Annotated in this window: 15 protein-coding genes; 4 read left to right on the forward strand and 11 right to left on the reverse strand. The window is 54.9% G+C overall.

What is annotated here, in order from left to right; genetic code table 11:
* Positions 1-50: 50 nt before the first annotated feature.
* From cysA to KGP16_RS18910, 7 genes are all read right to left on the reverse strand, one after another.
* The gene (cysA, locus tag KGP16_RS18880) at positions 51-1,139 is read right to left on the reverse strand and encodes a sulfate/thiosulfate ABC transporter ATP-binding protein CysA (RefSeq protein ID WP_021178698.1); all 1,089 of its coding nucleotides are present in this window, start codon (positions 1,137-1,139) and stop codon (positions 51-53) included.
* Positions 1,129-2,004, reverse strand: a complete 876-nt coding sequence (gene cysW, locus KGP16_RS18885; protein WP_021807067.1) for a sulfate/thiosulfate ABC transporter permease CysW — start codon at positions 2,002-2,004, stop codon at positions 1,129-1,131. Before cysW ends, cysA begins: the two co-directional genes overlap by 11 nt.
* Positions 2,004-2,837, reverse strand: coding sequence for a sulfate/thiosulfate ABC transporter permease CysT (gene cysT / locus KGP16_RS18890; protein ID WP_223500191.1), 834 nt, complete (start codon positions 2,835-2,837; stop codon positions 2,004-2,006). The genes cysW and cysT overlap by 1 nt, the downstream gene beginning before the upstream one ends.
* Complete coding sequence (locus KGP16_RS18895; protein ID WP_021807068.1) at positions 2,837-3,859, reverse strand: sulfate ABC transporter substrate-binding protein; 1,023 nt, start codon at positions 3,857-3,859, stop codon at positions 2,837-2,839. The genes cysT and KGP16_RS18895 overlap by 1 nt, the downstream gene beginning before the upstream one ends.
* Before the next feature lie 201 nt (positions 3,860-4,060).
* On the reverse strand, positions 4,061-4,960 hold the full coding sequence (locus KGP16_RS18900; RefSeq protein WP_021807069.1) for a Dyp-type peroxidase: 900 nt from the start codon (positions 4,958-4,960) through the stop codon (positions 4,061-4,063).
* 160 nt (positions 4,961-5,120) lie between these two features.
* Entirely contained in the window at positions 5,121-5,705 is a 585-nt protein-coding gene (locus KGP16_RS18905; RefSeq protein ID WP_223500192.1) for an RpoE-regulated lipoprotein, read from the reverse strand.
* Between the two features lie 120 nt (positions 5,706-5,825).
* Complete coding sequence (locus tag KGP16_RS18910) at positions 5,826-6,290, reverse strand: DUF2919 domain-containing protein (protein ID WP_021807071.1); 465 nt, start codon at positions 6,288-6,290, stop codon at positions 5,826-5,828.
* Between the two features lie 158 nt (positions 6,291-6,448).
* Between KGP16_RS18910 and KGP16_RS18915 the strand changes: the two genes are divergently transcribed.
* Complete coding sequence (locus KGP16_RS18915) at positions 6,449-6,847, forward strand: YgiW/YdeI family stress tolerance OB fold protein (protein ID WP_021178705.1); 399 nt, start codon at positions 6,449-6,451, stop codon at positions 6,845-6,847.
* 38 nt (positions 6,848-6,885) lie between these two features.
* Here the strand turns inward: KGP16_RS18915 and KGP16_RS18920 are convergent, their stop codons facing one another.
* Positions 6,886-7,311: a GNAT family acetyltransferase gene (locus KGP16_RS18920; protein WP_021807072.1), complete on the reverse strand. Its 426-nt coding sequence runs from the start codon at positions 7,309-7,311 to the stop codon at positions 6,886-6,888.
* A gap of 183 nt (positions 7,312-7,494) precedes the next feature.
* Here KGP16_RS18920 and amiA point away from each other — a divergent pair, with 183 nt between their 5' ends.
* The 3 genes from amiA to KGP16_RS18935 all read left to right on the forward strand — a co-directional run bounded on the left by amiA (position 7,495) and on the right by KGP16_RS18935 (position 9,826).
* Positions 7,495-8,376, forward strand: a complete 882-nt coding sequence (amiA, locus tag KGP16_RS18925; protein WP_021807073.1) for an N-acetylmuramoyl-L-alanine amidase AmiA — start codon at positions 7,495-7,497, stop codon at positions 8,374-8,376.
* A gap of 68 nt (positions 8,377-8,444) precedes the next feature.
* Positions 8,445-9,365, forward strand: coding sequence for an oxygen-dependent coproporphyrinogen oxidase (gene hemF, locus KGP16_RS18930; protein ID WP_223500193.1), 921 nt, complete (start codon positions 8,445-8,447; stop codon positions 9,363-9,365).
* Positions 9,365-9,826 carry a YaiI/YqxD family protein gene (locus KGP16_RS18935; protein WP_021807075.1) on the forward strand — a complete coding sequence of 154 codons (462 nt, stop codon included), beginning with the start codon at positions 9,365-9,367 and terminating at the stop codon, positions 9,824-9,826. The genes hemF and KGP16_RS18935 overlap by 1 nt, the downstream gene beginning before the upstream one ends.
* Before the next feature lie 68 nt (positions 9,827-9,894).
* Here the strand turns inward: KGP16_RS18935 and KGP16_RS18940 are convergent, their stop codons facing one another.
* The 3 genes from KGP16_RS18940 to KGP16_RS18950 form a co-directional block, all read right to left on the reverse strand.
* Positions 9,895-10,791, reverse strand: coding sequence for an Rpn family recombination-promoting nuclease/putative transposase (locus KGP16_RS18940; protein ID WP_021807076.1), 897 nt, complete (start codon positions 10,789-10,791; stop codon positions 9,895-9,897).
* A gap of 268 nt (positions 10,792-11,059) precedes the next feature.
* Positions 11,060-13,300: a TonB-dependent receptor domain-containing protein gene (locus KGP16_RS18945; RefSeq protein WP_223500195.1), complete on the reverse strand. Its 2,241-nt coding sequence runs from the start codon at positions 13,298-13,300 to the stop codon at positions 11,060-11,062.
* 129 nt (positions 13,301-13,429) lie between these two features.
* The gene (locus tag KGP16_RS18950; RefSeq protein ID WP_223501550.1) at positions 13,430-15,502 is read right to left on the reverse strand and encodes a S9 family peptidase; all 2,073 of its coding nucleotides are present in this window, start codon (positions 15,500-15,502) and stop codon (positions 13,430-13,432) included.
* Positions 15,503-15,581 lie beyond the last annotated feature (79 nt).

Raw genomic sequence — 15,581 nt, forward strand, 5'->3', positions numbered from 1 at the left:
ATGTAAAAAGGCAACCCAGGGTTGCCTTAAATGGGAATGGTTAGAAATTATCAGGCGCTTTTAGCTAACGCAACCGGTTGTAACAGTTGTTCACCGGCGTAGAGACGGGCATTCAGGCTGCCAACGTAGTAACGGTCCCCGCGCGCCGGTGCGGCATGGCCTTCCGACATAATCACGCTGATAGGCTCCTGATGCCAGCCAATCGGCTGCACGGTCAACTGCCAGAAGTGGCCACGCGGGCTGACTTCCAACACCTGTACCGGTAATGGGCAACGGGCACTGCAATCGGTGCCAATCTCCATTTCCCACGGGCGCAGGAACAGATCGACGCTGCCTTGGTGCATTGGCTGGAACGACAGCGGCCATTGGTGAGCGCCCACAAACAGCTGTGAACCGCGGATTTCACCGTTCAGGCGGTTAACTTCGCCCATAAACTCCAGCACGAAGCGGGTGGCGGGTTCACGCATGATCTCGGTCGGTGAACCTACCTGCTCGATATTCCCCTGGCTCATCACCACGATGCGATCGGCAACTTCCATCGCTTCTTCCTGATCGTGAGTGACGAACACGCTGGTAAACTTCAGTTCTTCATGTAGTTGACGCAGCCAGCGGCGCAGTTCTTTACGCACTTGCGCGTCCAGCGCACCAAACGGCTCGTCCAGCAGCAGGATCTGAGGCTCCACCGCCAGCGCGCGCGCCAAGGCGACACGTTGCTTCTGGCCGCCGGAAAGCTGTGAAGGGTAGCGATTAGCCAGATGACCCAACTGCACCATCTCCAGCAACTGCTCCACTTTCTGTTTGATCGCCGCCGCATTCGGACGTTCGCGACGTGGCAGCACGCTCAGGCCAAAGGCGATATTGTCGAAAACCGTCATATGGCGGAACAGCGCATAGTGTTGGAACACGAAGCCGACGCGACGATCGCGCGCATGCACGCGGCTGACGTCGGTGCCGTGAAAGCCCAGCTTACCGCTGCTCTGGCTTTCCAGCCCGGCGATAATCCGCAGCAAGGTGGTCTTGCCCGAACCGGATGGGCCTAATAACGCCACCATCTCACCGGAAGGAATATCGAGCGAGATATCGTTCAATACCTTGGTACGGCCAAAAGACTTGTTGATACCGTTAATCTCAATGCTCATGATTTTCCTCCCGCTCGAGACGCGCATCCTGACGCGCCAGGCGCCATTGCAGTCCGCTTTTCAGAAATAGGGTGACTATCGCCATCAGGGTCAACAGTGCCGCGGCGGTAAACGCCCCGGCGGTGTTGTAATCCTGATGCAGTAATTCCACTTGCAGTGGCAGGGTATAGGTTTCGCCACGGATAGAGCCGGACACCACCGATACCGCACCAAACTCGCCAATCGCGCGGGCGTTGGTCAGTACCACGCCATACAGCAATGCCCAGCGGATGTTCGGTAAGGTGACGCGGCGGAACATCTGCCACCCGGAAGCGCCCAACAGCACCGCGGCCTCGTCTTCCTGGCTGCCCTGGCTCATCATCAACGGCACCAATTCACGGACCACAAACGGGCAGGTCACGAATATCGTCACCAGCACCATGCCCGGCCAGGCGAACATCAGTTGAATGTCATGGGCATCCAGCCAGCCGCCGATCGGGCCGTTGGTGCCGTAAAACAGCAGATACAGCAGCCCCGCCACCACCGGCGACACCGCAAACGGCATATCGAACAGCGTGAGCAGCAGTTGGCGGCCAGGGAACGTAAAGCGCGTAACCAGCCAGGCCAGCAAAGTACCGAACACCAGGTTGACCGGCACGGTGATCAGCGCCACCAGCACCGTCAGCCAAATGGCGTGCAGCATGTCCGGGTCCGACAGGTTATGCCACACTGCACCTACGCCGGAGGAGAATGCCTCGATAAAGATCATCACCATCGGCACGACCAACAGCAGGATGGAGAACAGCGCGCCGATGGCAATCAGCGTCCATTTTCCCCAATTCACGCGTGGGCGCTCTGCGCCGTTCAGGGCGGTAACATCAGCCATCAGTGCCCTCCAATACGGCGGCCAAAGCGGCTCTGCAAGGTGTTAATGGCAAACAGCAACAGCAGTGATGCTGCCAGGATCACCGAGGCAATCGCACTAGCGGCCGGGTAATCGAACTCCTGTAAGCGCACAAAAATCATCAATGAGGTCACTTCGGTTTTCCAGGCAATGTTGCCTGCGATAAATATCACCGCCCCAAACTCCCCCAGGCTACGGGTAAACGACAGCGCCGTACCGGCGAGCAGCGCTGGCGCAACCTCTGGCAACACCACGCGGCAGAAACTTTGCCAGCGGGTAGCCCCGAGCGTTTCGGCGGCCTCTTCATATTCCGGCCCCAACTCTTCCAGCACCGGTTGCACCGTGCGCACCACGAACGGGATGCTGGTAAAGGCCATCGCCACCGCAATCCCCAACCAGGTGAAGGAAACCTTGATATCAAAATGAGCCAGCCATTGGCCGTACCAACCGGTGGTAGAAAACAGCCCCGCCAGGGTCAGGCCGGCCACCGCCGTAGGTAATGCAAACGGCAAATCCATCAGGCCATCCAGTAAGGAGCGGCCAGGAAACTGGTAACGGGTGAGGATCCAGGCCATCAGCATGCCAAACACCGCGTTGAAAACGCTGGCGACTCCGGCCGCCAGCAGCGTCACCTTATAAGCGGCCACGACCTGCGGATTGGTGATCACTTCCCAATACTGTGCCAGGCTCATCTGCGCCAGCTGCATCACCAGCGCGCTGAGCGGCAACAGCAAAATCAGGCAGGTAAAAAGCAGGCTGCTTCCCAGACTGAGAGTAAACCCAGGCAGAACCCGCTTGCTGGCCATCGAAAACATTACTTATGCCCTGCCGCTAACAGTTGGTCCAATTCTCCGCCCGTTGCAAAGTGGGCACTCATCACCTGCGGCCAGCCGCCGAACTGATCTTCTACGCTGAACAGCTTGGTCTCAGGGAATTGGCTCTTGGCCGCCGCCATCACCTGCGGATCATTGACGCGATAATAGAAGCTGGTGATCAGCTTCTGGGCCGCCGGGCTATAGAGATAGTTCAGGTACTCTTTGGCCACCTGTTCGGTGCCGTTTTTCTCGACGTTTTTGTCCACCCAGGCCACCGGGAACTCCGCCAGAATATCGACCGGCGGCACGATCACTTCATACTTGTCTGCACCGTACTGCTTGCGGATATTGTTCACCTCGGATTCAAAGCTGATAAGCACGTCACCCAGGCCACGCTCGACAAAGGTCGTCGTTGCGCCACGGCCACCGGTATCAAACACCACCACGTTTTTCAGTAAACGGGTCATGAACTCACGGGTCTTGGCCTGATCGTTGCCATCAGCCTGGCTGGCAGCGCCCCAGGCGGCCAGATAGGTGTAGCGGCCATTGCCGGAGGTTTTCGGGTTCGGGAAGACCAGCTTCACGTCATCACGCACCAGATCGCTCCAGGTGTGGATGCCTTTCGGGTTGTCCTTGCGCACCAGGAACGCCATGGTGGAATAGAACGGGGAGCTGTTGTTCGGCAGGCGTTGCTGCCAATCTGCCGGGATCAGTTGGCCGCGATCGTGCAGGATTTGCACGTCACTGACCTGGTTATAGGTGACCACATCGGCACGCAGCCCCTGCAAGATCGCCAACGCCTGTTTGGAAGAACCGGCATGGGACTGTTTGATGGTCAGTTTGTCGTTCGGATGCTGCTGATCCCACTGCTTTTCAAAGCCTGGGTTCAGCGCGGCAAACAGTTCGCGGGAGACGTCATAAGAGCTGTTGAGCAATTCTGCCGCCGAAGCCGTACCGCTGGCTAACAATGCCGCCACCAGCCAACCTTTCAACAGCGTATTTTTAACCCGGGAATGTTTCATTCTGCACCTTATCACTGAGTCTTACCGCCGGGCTGATGCCCTGATATTGACCAGTGTATTTATAACTTGATGCAGACCTGTAACGCTTTTATATACCGTTTAGTGATTTTCAAGCATCAAACGCTATAAGGCAGGAGGGGAGCGGTTCACCGCAGAGGGAAGGAAAGCCCGGAGCCAGAGGAACTGGCCCCAGGAGACGCCTCAAAGTGACAACAGACGCGTCAACGAAGGTGCGAAGTAGTAGCTGCCGGTCACCGCACGGCTGAAACGCAGCATCGCGTCGTGTTTGCCGTCCAGCTCGCCGAACATGCTTAACAGCTGCTGTTCGATGTTGTGCAGGCGCGCACAATAGGCGATGAAATACAGGCCATGTTTGCCGCTGGCGGTGCCATAAGGCAGGCTCTGGCGCAAAATTTTCAGCCCTTTGCCGTCCTCTTTCAGATCGACACGGCTGACGTGCGAGGTATCTGGCCGTTGATCCGGCGGCAGTTCTTCACTGTCTTGTTTGGTACGGCCAATGATCTGTTCCTGCTGTTCGGTGGTGAAACGCTGCCACTGGCGCAGGTTGTGCTCGTAACGCTGAACCAGCACGTAGCTGCCACCTTCGTCTTCTTCGCCAGCACCAATCACCGCGACTTCCGGGCGTTGTTCACCCTGTGGATTTTCGGTACCGTCGATAAAGCCGCTCAGATCGCGCTCTTCTACCCAGCGGAAACCGTGCGTTTCTTCTTCAATACGAATGGTGTTACCAAACGCGGCCAGTGCGGCCTGCGCCAGGGTAAAGTTAACGTCATGACGCAGCGATTGAATATGGATCAGCATATCGCGTTGGGTGGCCGGTGCCAGCCCCTTGCCCAGCGGTGCGAAAGGCTTCAGTTCTTTGGCTCCCTGGCCATTGGAAAGGTCATGCCAAACGTCGGAGCCAAAAGCGATAACCGCACCCAAGTGGGCATCTGGAAACTGTTGCTGCAACTCACCGAGCGCCTGACAGAACTGTTTGCAACCCTGGCGCAGATCGACGAATTCGCCCTGCACCATAGCTTCCATAAAAATACCAAAACGGCAGTGTTCCAGCAGGATGCCGCTCTGAACCTGTGTCATGTTGATTTCCTCAAGACCTGAATCGGGTAACAGGTTACCCTGTTATAAACGCGCAATATCATAACGCACAGCAGGCTGATTGCCTTGCCCGAACGCAAAGAAAATAGGGATTTAACGCCAAGCGAGGCAGGCACACCGCAAGGTGCGCCCGCAATAAGAATTATTGTGCTTTGGCATGCCAGACGATCTTACTCACCGTCCAGTTTTGCAGAGTATCGTCCGGTGGGATCAGATCCTGTGGGCCAGCCCATTTGCCACTGAAGATATAGCTGACATTGCGGCTTTGCTGCGCCACGCACTCGACCTTGCCAATATCCTCGCCGTCGGCCGGTTTACAGGCACCATAGGCCTTGCTGAACAGTTCGCTAAACGGCGTACCCAGCTTGCTGCCCCATTCGGTGGCGATCTTGGCGTCCATTACGTCAACGCGCTGCACGTGGCCTTTAGGTTCTCCGGTGATCACCAGCTTAACGTCATCGCCGTCCAATGCCTGGAAGTAGGAAACGATCTGCCCTTGGTTGGTCGCCATCCCACCACGCATGCGGTAGTTGTTATTCAGGCCCTTGCCAATCTCCGCCTCCGTCATGGGAGTACCCGCACCCACATCACCGACGCCTTTGGCGCTAACCTCTACGCTGCCGCCAAACCAGTTGAACGGCGACAGGCTGGACCAGGAGAAGTTTGACATGGCCGAACAGCCGGTCAACAACAGCGGTAGCCCTAACAACAGTGGGCGAATATTCATTCATAGCTCCTTAACATCAAAGACATCGGCGATATGCAGCCTCTCATAACCGCTGGGGCTGCGCCATCAATTGCCAGCTTGGAGTACGTAAATTGGGAAAAGTGCCGCAACTTTTAACAATTAACCCGCCTCATCCTGCGGGATAAAACAGGCTTTCAAGCGCCGATTCATTAACAGATACCCCATCGCCAGCACATCCAACAGCACCAGTAGGAGATCCAGCGGAGGTTCATTGCTGTCTTGCTGCCATAGGCTATAAAGCGATCCGAGCAGCGCTGCCGCCAGCGACACTACCAGTACCCAACGCCAACAACGCCATAGACGGGGCCAATGCTGGCGGCGGCCAGCAATCAAAAAGGCCAGCGCCGCAGGCAGCCCAAGCGCAATACCGTACCAAAAGCGCTGAGTATCTGGATAGAACAGTTGTAACAAGCCAGCGCCCTGATCGCGTGAGGTACCCGCCATCACAAACAGTAGCCAGGTACGGGCCTGTATGATCAGTACGCCCCAAAACCACAGCGGCAACCGTAACATACCGTGCTGATCGTAATCGTCCGGTGAAAACCGGTGTGTTGACGCCTTCAAAGACTTTTCCTTGCCGATGTTATGATTACCCTTGCAAATGGCGACGCTGGCCACCATTTTCAATCTGCAGCTTAAGAACCTCTTAAGATCCTTATGGTTTAATCAGGTCATGTCCCGCTAACGGGAAATCATTCAGACCACTGATAAGGAAAATCCAGATGAAAAAGATCGCTTTACTTACACTCATCGCATTATGCAGCGCACCGGTTCTAGCTCAACAGGGCGGGTTCATCGACCCCAACGCGACACCGGCTCAAACGCAAACCAGCCCGCAAGGTGGTTTCTCCGGCCCTAGCGCCACGCTGACCACGGTAGATAAGGTCAAATCGTTGAGCGATGATACCTGGGTGATGTTGCAGGGCAATATCGAACAGCGCGTGGGTGATGACACCTACACCTTCCGCGACGCCACCGGTACGCTGACGGTAGAGATCGACAGAAAGCGCTGGAACGGCCAGACCATCACCCCAAAAGACAAGGTACAGTTGGAAGGGAAAGTGGATAAGGACTGGAACAACGTGGAAGTCGATGTGAAAAACATCAAAAAACTGCCTTAAACCAGGGCTTGGGGCGGTGGCAACCACCGCCCTGACGATCAATATTCTTGATCTTCGATCAGGCGTTTCCCCAGACTGGTGATCGCCTGAATTTCGTAGCCGAGCTTTTCATACATTTCGATCACGGTGTCGTTGTCTTCACGCACCATCAGCTGAATTTTCGGGCAGCCGCGCGCAATCAGCTTTTTCTCCAGCCGACTAATCAACGCATTGGCAATGCCGCGCCCGCGATAGTCTGGGTGAACGCCCAGGTAATACGCCGAACCACGGTGGCCGTCGTAACCGCCCATCACCGAGCCAACCACCTCACCGCCCACTTCCGCCACTAAAAACAGATCCGGATCGTGGTTCAGTTTGCGTTCAATATCCATCTCGGGATCGTTCCATGGCCGTAACAGGTCGCAACGCTCCCACAGGGTGATGACTTCTTCAAAGTCGTCTTGCCGAAATACGCGAATTTCCATCGTTGCTCGCTACTGTTAATTGCACTTTTTTCTGATTATTGCGTAATTATTAACTGATACCCACAGTCTTTCAAGCTGCAGCGTTTTGCCAGGTAATAAATGGCAATAGTTATCAAGTCGATTAATGAGGTTCAATACGCTATAACGTCGCGAAATAGATTGATCGAGTTGGAGCCGCGCGTGATGAAGAAACAGAGCAAAACCTACCTCAATTTCAGCCCCCTCACCGCTTCATCAACCCGCCGCCAACTGCTGCTCTCCGGCCTGGCTCTGGCCCTGCTCGGGGGCAAAACCTCAGCCACCCAGGCCAATATGCTGCAACCAAAACCGCACAGCAAACCGCTACCCAAAGCCACTGGGAGCAAAAGAGTAGTGATGATCGATCCCGGCCACGGCGGTATTGACTCCGGTGCAGTAGGGCATGAAGGCTCACAGGAAAAACACGTGGTGCTGGAAATTGCCAACCATGTGCGGCGTTTTTTGCATGAGCACGAGCACGTTGAAGCCCGCCTGACACGTGAGGAGGATGAGTTTATCCCGCTGTTCCAGCGCGTGGAGATCGCCCACCAGCACCAGGCCGATCTGTTTATCTCGATCCATGCCGATGGATTTACCAGCCCGGATGCCGCCGGTGCTTCGGTGTTTGCCCTTTCCAATCGCGGAGCCAGCAGCGCGATGGCGCGCTATCTCTCCAATAAGGAAAACGCCGCCGATGACGTTGCGGGGGGCAAATACAAAAATCAGGACAACTATCTACAGCAGGTGTTGTTCGATCTGGTGCAAACCGACACCATCAACAACAGCCTGACCCTGGGCCGCCACGTGCTGGGCCAGATCCGCCCGGTTCACCGCCTGCATAGCGAAAGCACCGAACAGGCGGCGTTTGCCGTATTAAAGTCCCCTTCTATTCCTTCGGTGCTGGTAGAAACCTCGTTTATCACCAATCCCGGTGAGGAGCGCCTGTTAGGTACCACCGCCTTTCGCGAAAAAATTGCCCGCGCCATCGCCGACGGCGTGATCAATTTCTTCCAATATTACGACGTTCACCAACGCAAGCCGCGCTAGACCTGCAAAATACGGGGCGAGAAGGTATACTTGCCGCCCTGTTCAGTTACCCATTGCGAATATCCCGTATGAGTTTACCCACCATTGCCGCAGTAAAATCCTTCCTGCTGGCGTTGCAAGACCAGATTTGTGAGCAGTTGGCCCAGGCCGATGGCGGCGCCGGTTTTAAGGAAGATCGCTGGACGCGTGAAGAAGGCGGCGGTGGCCGTAGCCGGGTGCTGACTAACGGTGCGGTATTCGAACAGGCCGGAGTAAACTTTTCCCACGTTTCCGGTGCCACACTGCCCGCCTCTGCTACTGCGCATCGCCCCGAGCTGGCCGGGCGCAGCTTTCAGGCGATGGGCGTTTCGCTGGTGATCCATCCGCTCAGCCCCTATATACCGACCAGCCATGCCAACGTGCGCTTCTTTATCGCGGAAAAACCCTGCGAAGAGCCGGTTTGGTGGTTTGGCGGCGGCTTTGACCTAACGCCCTTCTATGGTTTTACCGAGGACGCTGTTCACTGGCACCGCACCGCGCAACAACTCTGCGCCCCCTTCGGCGACGATGTGTACCCAAAATACAAAAAGTGGTGCGATGACTATTTCTTTATCAAACACCGTAACGAAGCCCGCGGTATCGGCGGCTTATTCTTTGACGATCTGAATGCCCCGGATTTCGAAAGCTGCTTCGCGTTTACCCAGGCGGTAGGTGAAGGCTTCCTGGAGGCCTATCTGCCGATTGTGGAAAGACGTAAAGCACTGCCTTGGGGCGACCACCAACGCCAGTTTCAGCTCTATCGCCGTGGCCGCTATGTCGAGTTTAATCTGGTGTGGGATCGCGGTACGCTGTTCGGCCTGCAAACCGGTGGCCGCACCGAATCGATCCTGATGTCGATGCCGCCTTTGGTGCGTTGGGAATATAACTTCCAGCCCGCAACCGACAGCCCGGAAGCCGCGCTATACCGTGACTTTCTGCCGGTGCGCGACTGGCTACAGGAGCAACAATAATGCAGATTTGGGTCGATGCCGACGCCTGTCCAAACGTGATCAAAGAAGTGCTGTTCCGTGCCGCAGACCGTGCGGCAATGCCTGTCACCCTGGTGGCTAATCAGCCTTTGCGCACGCCCCCTTCGAAATTTATCCGCACCTTGCAGGTTGCTGCAGGATTTGACGTGGCGGATAACGAAATTGTGCGCCGCTGTGAAAAAGGCGATCTGGTGATCACCGCGGATATCCCGCTGGCCGCCGAAGTGATAGAAAAAGGCGCTATCGCCCTGAATCCTCGCGGTGAGCGTTATACGCCAGACACCATACGTGAACGCCTGAACATGCGTGATTTTATGGATACCCTGCGCTCCAGCGGGATCCAGACCGGGGGGCCGAACACCCTCAACCAGCGCGATAGACAGCAGTTTGCCAATGAGCTGGACAAGTGGCTGCAGCAAGCGAAACGGGCTGAAGGTAATTAACCACAAGCGGGCGGGCGGACAGGTTAAGTAGGAACGGTACTACCATGCCATTCAACCTGCCGCTCGTGTTAGCGGTGGATCACTGCCAAATCATCTGCGGAAAGACCGGTCAATTTCATCACCATCGCACGATCAAAGCCTTCGGCCAGCATGGAGCTCGCTATTTTCAGCACGGTTTCCCGCTCTTTCTCAAGGCCTTTCTCAAAACCTTTTTGCTCGAGATATTCTGCAATAGTCATCAATTCCTCCTCATGCCGCGGCGCACGTCTGGCCAATTCACGCAGCAGTTTCTCCGGTTCGGTTGCTTTCCCCACCTGCAGCATATAGTTCACCAACGATATGAGCTGCTCTTTAGTAGTGTATCCGGCCAACAATAATGTGACTAGTTGTTCTAGCAGTTCAGCCAGGTCTCGCTGGCGTACGTGCTTTTGCAACAGTTCCAGAATGGCCATGCGGCGATGTTTCATGATCTCATCGTCTGGGATAACGGTAACGTCAACCAGCGGAAAATGCCCCGTATAAAGTTGCCTGGCCGAATCGGGTTCAGTGAATCCTTCCAGCCAGCTCAGGGAATAAGGATAAGGGGTTGTCAGGCCGTGGTAAAAGAGGATTGGGATCACTAATGGAAGTTGATCATGCCCGGCCTGAAGATGGCGTTGCATAGCAGCGATCGCATAGCGTACTAGCCGAAATGCCATATGTTTGTCGGGAACACTTTGGTGCTCAATAAGGGCATAGACGTAACCTTCACCCTGACCGGTGCTCAGCGAGTAAAGCACGTCAGAGTAATACGCACGCAGGTCGTCTTCGATAAAACTACCGGATTCCAGTTTTAACGTATCCAGGTCGCAAAGTTGCAGCAAGTCTGGAGGCAAATGCGATTCCAGAAAGTCTCGAGCCGTGTCTGGGTGGGTAAGAAACTGTTTGAATAATGCATCATGCAAAGTGAGGGTGGTCTTTTTCATGTTGGTCATCCTGGACTTAACATAAAAAAACCTACCACAAGCTCCCCTCTTTACACCTTATGGCCTCATTGATCCTGAATCTGACTCGCAAAGACTGCTACTCATAACTTCAAAACAAGAGATAGCCCGTTGCTGATTCAGTGTTGGAATCAGCAACGAGAGCTAATTTGGAGCACGTCCCACCTCTCGAAGCTGGGCGTTAATTTGTGGCACTTTCAGCCCCCTCACACTGTAAAGGTGAGCTAGTGTGAGAGGAACCTCCACCAGCTTAGAAGCGTACCTCGCCGCCAAACAGATAAGTCCGCCCGCGGGCGGTGTTGGCCGCAGTTGCCTCATCTCCCTGGATCGGCAGCATATTCAGCTTGTTAAGCGCGTCGGAATAGCTTTTATCCATCACGTTTTGCACGCTGAATTTCAGCAAAACATTACGGTTGATCTGATAGGTGCTGTACAGATCGATAACGGTGGGAATATTTGGCATCTCCTGTTTCATCAGCTTCCCGGTTTGCTCACTGGTTTCATAGTCTGGAGAAAGGCGGCGAGCCTTGCCGGTATACTTGATGATGCTCCCCACGGTCAACGCTTCGTCAAAGAAACGTAACCCGCTATCCAGCGTGAAGTACATATCCGGCAGTTCGTTGATATCTCCTGCGCCAAAGTAACTACTGGCGATAGAGGTAGGCTGGTCGGTGTGCTGCTTGCTAAATGAGGCACGGGCAAAACCGCGGCCAGCATCATAGTTGGCTTCCAGCTCCACCCCGTGGGTACGCACCGGCGTCAGGGAGTTGACGTAGATATACATGTTATCCGAGAACGCTTCGCTGGCATCGCTCCAGTCATTCTGCAAGTTCTCACCCAAACTACACTTACGGCCATTTCGGCACACCATGTAAGACTCGCTGAAGATATAGTTTTTGATTTTGCTGGTGTAAACCACCGCCTTAAAGCGCAGTGTGTCCTGCTTGAACAGCAGATCGTTGCCGCTGAGGTTAAAGCCCGCTTGCCAGGTTTCTGAACGTTCGCCTTTCAGGAACGGGTTCATCGAAGCGCCGCCGCAATTAGAGAAAAACACCTCTTGGATGTTGGGGGCACGCATCGATTTGCTGTAGCTGGCAAAAGGTTGCAGCCAAGGTGTGACCTGTGCAGACAGCATCACTGACGGGTTAAATCCGTGCTCCTTCAGATCGATATTGGCACTGCCCTGCGGAAAACACTCCACCCGCAAATCACAGGCCGGTTTAAAGCCGGTGAGCTTGTTGTTGGCATAATTGAGATTGAGATCGAGCTGGTAGATATCACGGTTGAGTTGCAAACCGGTGTACAGGCTGGCGATACGCTGGTCACCCGACGGGGCAAAGGTGTTGTTCTCGATCGCCTCATGCGCCGTCTGCGGATCCTCAATCTGTGATTCAACGTGCTTGTCGTACTGGTTGCGCATCAGTTTACCGCCGTAGGTGAACGCTACGTCGGTCTGCCACAGGCTGAAACGGCTGGTATTATTGATATCCAGCGCGTCGGAGCGGTTTTCCGCATTGGTATTAAAGAAAGTGAACAGTGAATCGCTGTCATACTTCTGATTACCCTTGCTGTGGCTGGCGGTCATATTCAGATCCACCAGCTCGGAAAATGGCGCATAGTGATATTTGAGATAAAAATCGTTGCTGTCGATATCGCGACGCGAGAATTTATTCTGGTAAGTCCGGGCAGATAATTCAATGCTGTGATATTCGTTGGGCTTGATATCCACCTTGAACAGCTGCGATTTGGGGTTTTGCTTCATAAACTCGTCGTAGCCGAAGTCCTCACTGCTCACGCCGTCGCCGTTGTTAAAGTTGGAATAGATGGAGCTGCCGCTAATGGCAGCCATCACGCCCAAACTGCCGCTATCGGTGAACGCCGCCCCTTTGGCCCCAACGGCGATCATACCGCTGCGGCCAATGCCGTTACTGCCCACGGAGAACTTGGTGCGCACGCCAAACGGATTATCGGCAAACACCACATCATCCACGCCGATAGTGCGGAAGTTGGCGCTGCCCGCCAATGCGTTCACCCCAGATGCGCCGCTGTTCTCACCACGCGCCACATCGACCCCAACAATAAAATTCGGATCGATCAGCACGCCGGATTGATTGTTGGTGGAACCATGGGACATCACGCCAGAGGTCGAGGTGCCAAAATAGCTCTGGGTAATGCCATCAACCATGGTATTTACCCGGCCAAAACCGCTCATCCCACGGATATTGACGCTGACCGCCCCCTGGCTGGGATCGATTTGAGTAAAAGTGCCGGGCATGCTGCGCAGGATATTATCTATCGACTGTAGATTTTTATTTTCATCGCGCGAACTGAATGCCCCAGGCTTTTCCAATGCCTCCTGTTCGCTGTTATTAGCCGCCGCCGAAACGTTCAGCGGGCTGAATACCGCCTGGCCTTTATTTTCTGCAGCCAACAGCGGGCCAGCCAAAACCATACCGGTGCCAACCGCACCAATAAGCAGTTTAAATTTCATATATCCCCTAAAGTATTGCTATCAAAATCAGTGAGTGATCAATGCTCAGCAGAAAATACCGCTAGGAAGGCGGAAATTAATTATGGTTATTATCTGCCGCGCAGCCATTAAGCCGCGCGGCCAAGATCCTTATTTTTGTGTTTTTGCGTCCATTGCTAAAATAAAGCTGTATTCCAGTGCGCTATTTTCCAACCGACTCAAGCGGCCCGATTTCCCCCCGTGGCCCGCCGACATATCCGTGGACAGCAATAACACCGCATCCCCCTGCTGGAATTGGCGCAGTTTCGCCACCCATTTGGCGGGTTCCCAATACTGTACCTGTGAATCATAGAGCCCGCTGGTGACCAACAGATTCGGGTAGTGCTGCGCGCGCACATTATCGTACGGACTGTAGGACTTGATCAGCGCATAGGGCTGCGGCTGATTGGGATTGCCCCACTCTTCGTATTCGCCGACGGTCAACGGAATGCTGTCATCCAGCATCGTTGTCAGCACATCGACAAAAGGCACCTGTGCCACCACAGCGTTGTATAGGCGGGGAGCCTGATTGATCACCGCCCCTACCAGCAAGCCTCCGGCACTGCCTCCCATCGCGTAAACGCGCCCCGGCTGCCCGTATCCCTTATCGATCAGCGCCTGAGTGGCATCGATAAAGTCATTGAAGGTGTTTGGCTTGTTCGCCAATTTTCCCTGCTGATACCAGTTTTGACCAAGCTCACCGCCGCCGCGTACGTGGATGAGCGCATAGACGAAACCGCGATCCAACAGGCTAATGCGGTTGGCGCTGAACGCCGGGTCCATGCTCATGCCGTAGGCACCATAGCCGTACACCACCAGCGGACTTTTGCCTGGTTTGAATTTGGCACTGTTGTATACCAGCGAGACCGGCACCTTTACCCCGTCGCGGGCGGTGATCCACAAGCGCTCACTGTGATACAAGCCTGGTTCTACGCCCTTCACCTCCTGCCGTTTCAGCAACTCGCGTTTACCGCTGTTGAGATCCCATTCATAGGTGCTGGTTGGCGTGGTCATGGCCGAATAGCCATAGCGCAGGCGGTCACTTTCCGGGTCCGGGTTGTAGCCCAGCCAGGCCATATAGCTGGCATCATCAAACGGAATGCTGCGTTGCTCGCCCCCTTGCCAGGCAATCTGCCGTAAATGCACCAAGCCTTCGCTGCGCTCTTTCACCACCAGCCAGTCACGAAACAGGGCAAAACTTTCCAACTCACTGTTTTCCTGAGGACCGATCAGCGGCTTCCAAGGCAGGTTCGCGGATGCCGTCTGGTACAAACCAAAGTGCGGGCTTTGATGATTGGAACGCAGATAAAACTCACCGCGATAATGGTCGAGATAATATTCGCGCCCGGCCTGACGCGGGGCAAAGAGTTGCACCGGAGTTTGCTGCCGGTTGGCGTCGATCAGGCGCACTTCGGAAGTGGTATTCCCGCTGATGGTGACAATCACGTAATCCCGCGAAGAGGAGCGATCCAGGCTCAGGTAAAAGGCCCCATCGTTTTCCTGATATACCAACTTATCGGCAGCCACCGGCGTACCGAATTGATGGCGATAGACCTGATAGGGTGACAGCGTTTGGGGATGATTGCGCACGTAGAACAAGCTGTTGCCGTCGTTGGCCCACACCATATTGCCCGAGGTGTTTTCAATCACCTCTTTGGCCCAAGCGCCGCTAGCCAGATCGCGCAGGGAAATGCGGTATTGCCTGCGTCCTTGAGTATCCTCCGCGACGGCCAGGCGGCGGTTATCTTCACTGACTGCCAATCCCCCCACGCGGTAATAATCTTGGCCTTGGGCACGCTGATTGCCATCCAGCAGCGTCTGCCAGGCGGAGCCATCTGCCACGGCCTGCCGCTGGTAGACGGCAAACTCTTTACCCGCATCAATGCGTTCTTGATAGCGGTAGCCGTTGAGCTGATAGGGAACCGAGCGATCTTCCGGACTCATGCGGCCCAGCATCTCGTGATACAAGCGCTCGCGCAGCGTCTGATATGGCTGCATCACCTGTTCGGTATAACGGTTTTCCGCCGTCAGATAAGCCAACACCTGTTTATTCTGGCGGCCATCATCGCGCAGCCAATAATAATTATCGATTCGCGTTTCGCCCTGGGCGGTTAATTTATGCGGAATAATTTCAGCCTGGGGCGGCTGTACGGCCGCCTTGGTGGTAAAGATTAATAACCCCATAAAAATCAGTAAATAAGTCACCAAAGGCCTGCAGCAGCGAGCCGATTGAACAGGTAATGTCATAACCCCTCACGATAAT

The organism is Serratia sp. JSRIV006 (assembly GCF_019968685.1).
GTDB lineage: Bacteria > Pseudomonadota > Gammaproteobacteria > Enterobacterales > Enterobacteriaceae > Chania > Chania fonticola_B.

Excerpts from the sequence above, each read along its gene's own strand:
- KGP16_RS18940 (WP_021807076.1), bottom strand. The coding sequence starts at position 10,791 with ATGAAAAAGACCACCCTCACTTTGCATGATGCATTATTCAAACAGTTT.
- KGP16_RS18950 (WP_223501550.1), bottom strand. The coding sequence starts at position 15,502 with ATGGGGTTATTAATCTTTACCACCAAGGCGGCCGTACAGCCGCCCCAG.
- KGP16_RS18900 (WP_021807069.1), bottom strand. The coding sequence starts at position 4,960 with ATGACACAGGTTCAGAGCGGCATCCTGCTGGAACACTGCCGTTTTGGT.
- cysA (WP_021178698.1), bottom strand. The coding sequence starts at position 1,139 with ATGAGCATTGAGATTAACGGTATCAACAAGTCTTTTGGCCGTACCAAG.
- hemF (WP_223500193.1), top strand. The coding sequence starts at position 8,445 with ATGAGTTTACCCACCATTGCCGCAGTAAAATCCTTCCTGCTGGCGTTG.
- KGP16_RS18945 (WP_223500195.1), bottom strand. The coding sequence starts at position 13,300 with ATGAAATTTAAACTGCTTATTGGTGCGGTTGGCACCGGTATGGTTTTG.
- KGP16_RS18905 (WP_223500192.1), bottom strand. The coding sequence starts at position 5,705 with ATGAATATTCGCCCACTGTTGTTAGGGCTACCGCTGTTGTTGACCGGC.
- cysT (WP_223500191.1), bottom strand. The coding sequence starts at position 2,837 with ATGTTTTCGATGGCCAGCAAGCGGGTTCTGCCTGGGTTTACTCTCAGT.
- amiA (WP_021807073.1), top strand. The coding sequence starts at position 7,495 with ATGAAGAAACAGAGCAAAACCTACCTCAATTTCAGCCCCCTCACCGCT.
- KGP16_RS18895 (WP_021807068.1), bottom strand. The coding sequence starts at position 3,859 with ATGAAACATTCCCGGGTTAAAAATACGCTGTTGAAAGGTTGGCTGGTG.
- KGP16_RS18920 (WP_021807072.1), bottom strand. The coding sequence starts at position 7,311 with ATGGAAATTCGCGTATTTCGGCAAGACGACTTTGAAGAAGTCATCACC.
- cysW (WP_021807067.1), bottom strand. The coding sequence starts at position 2,004 with ATGGCTGATGTTACCGCCCTGAACGGCGCAGAGCGCCCACGCGTGAAT.
- KGP16_RS18935 (WP_021807075.1), top strand. The coding sequence starts at position 9,365 with ATGCAGATTTGGGTCGATGCCGACGCCTGTCCAAACGTGATCAAAGAA.
- KGP16_RS18915 (WP_021178705.1), top strand. The coding sequence starts at position 6,449 with ATGAAAAAGATCGCTTTACTTACACTCATCGCATTATGCAGCGCACCG.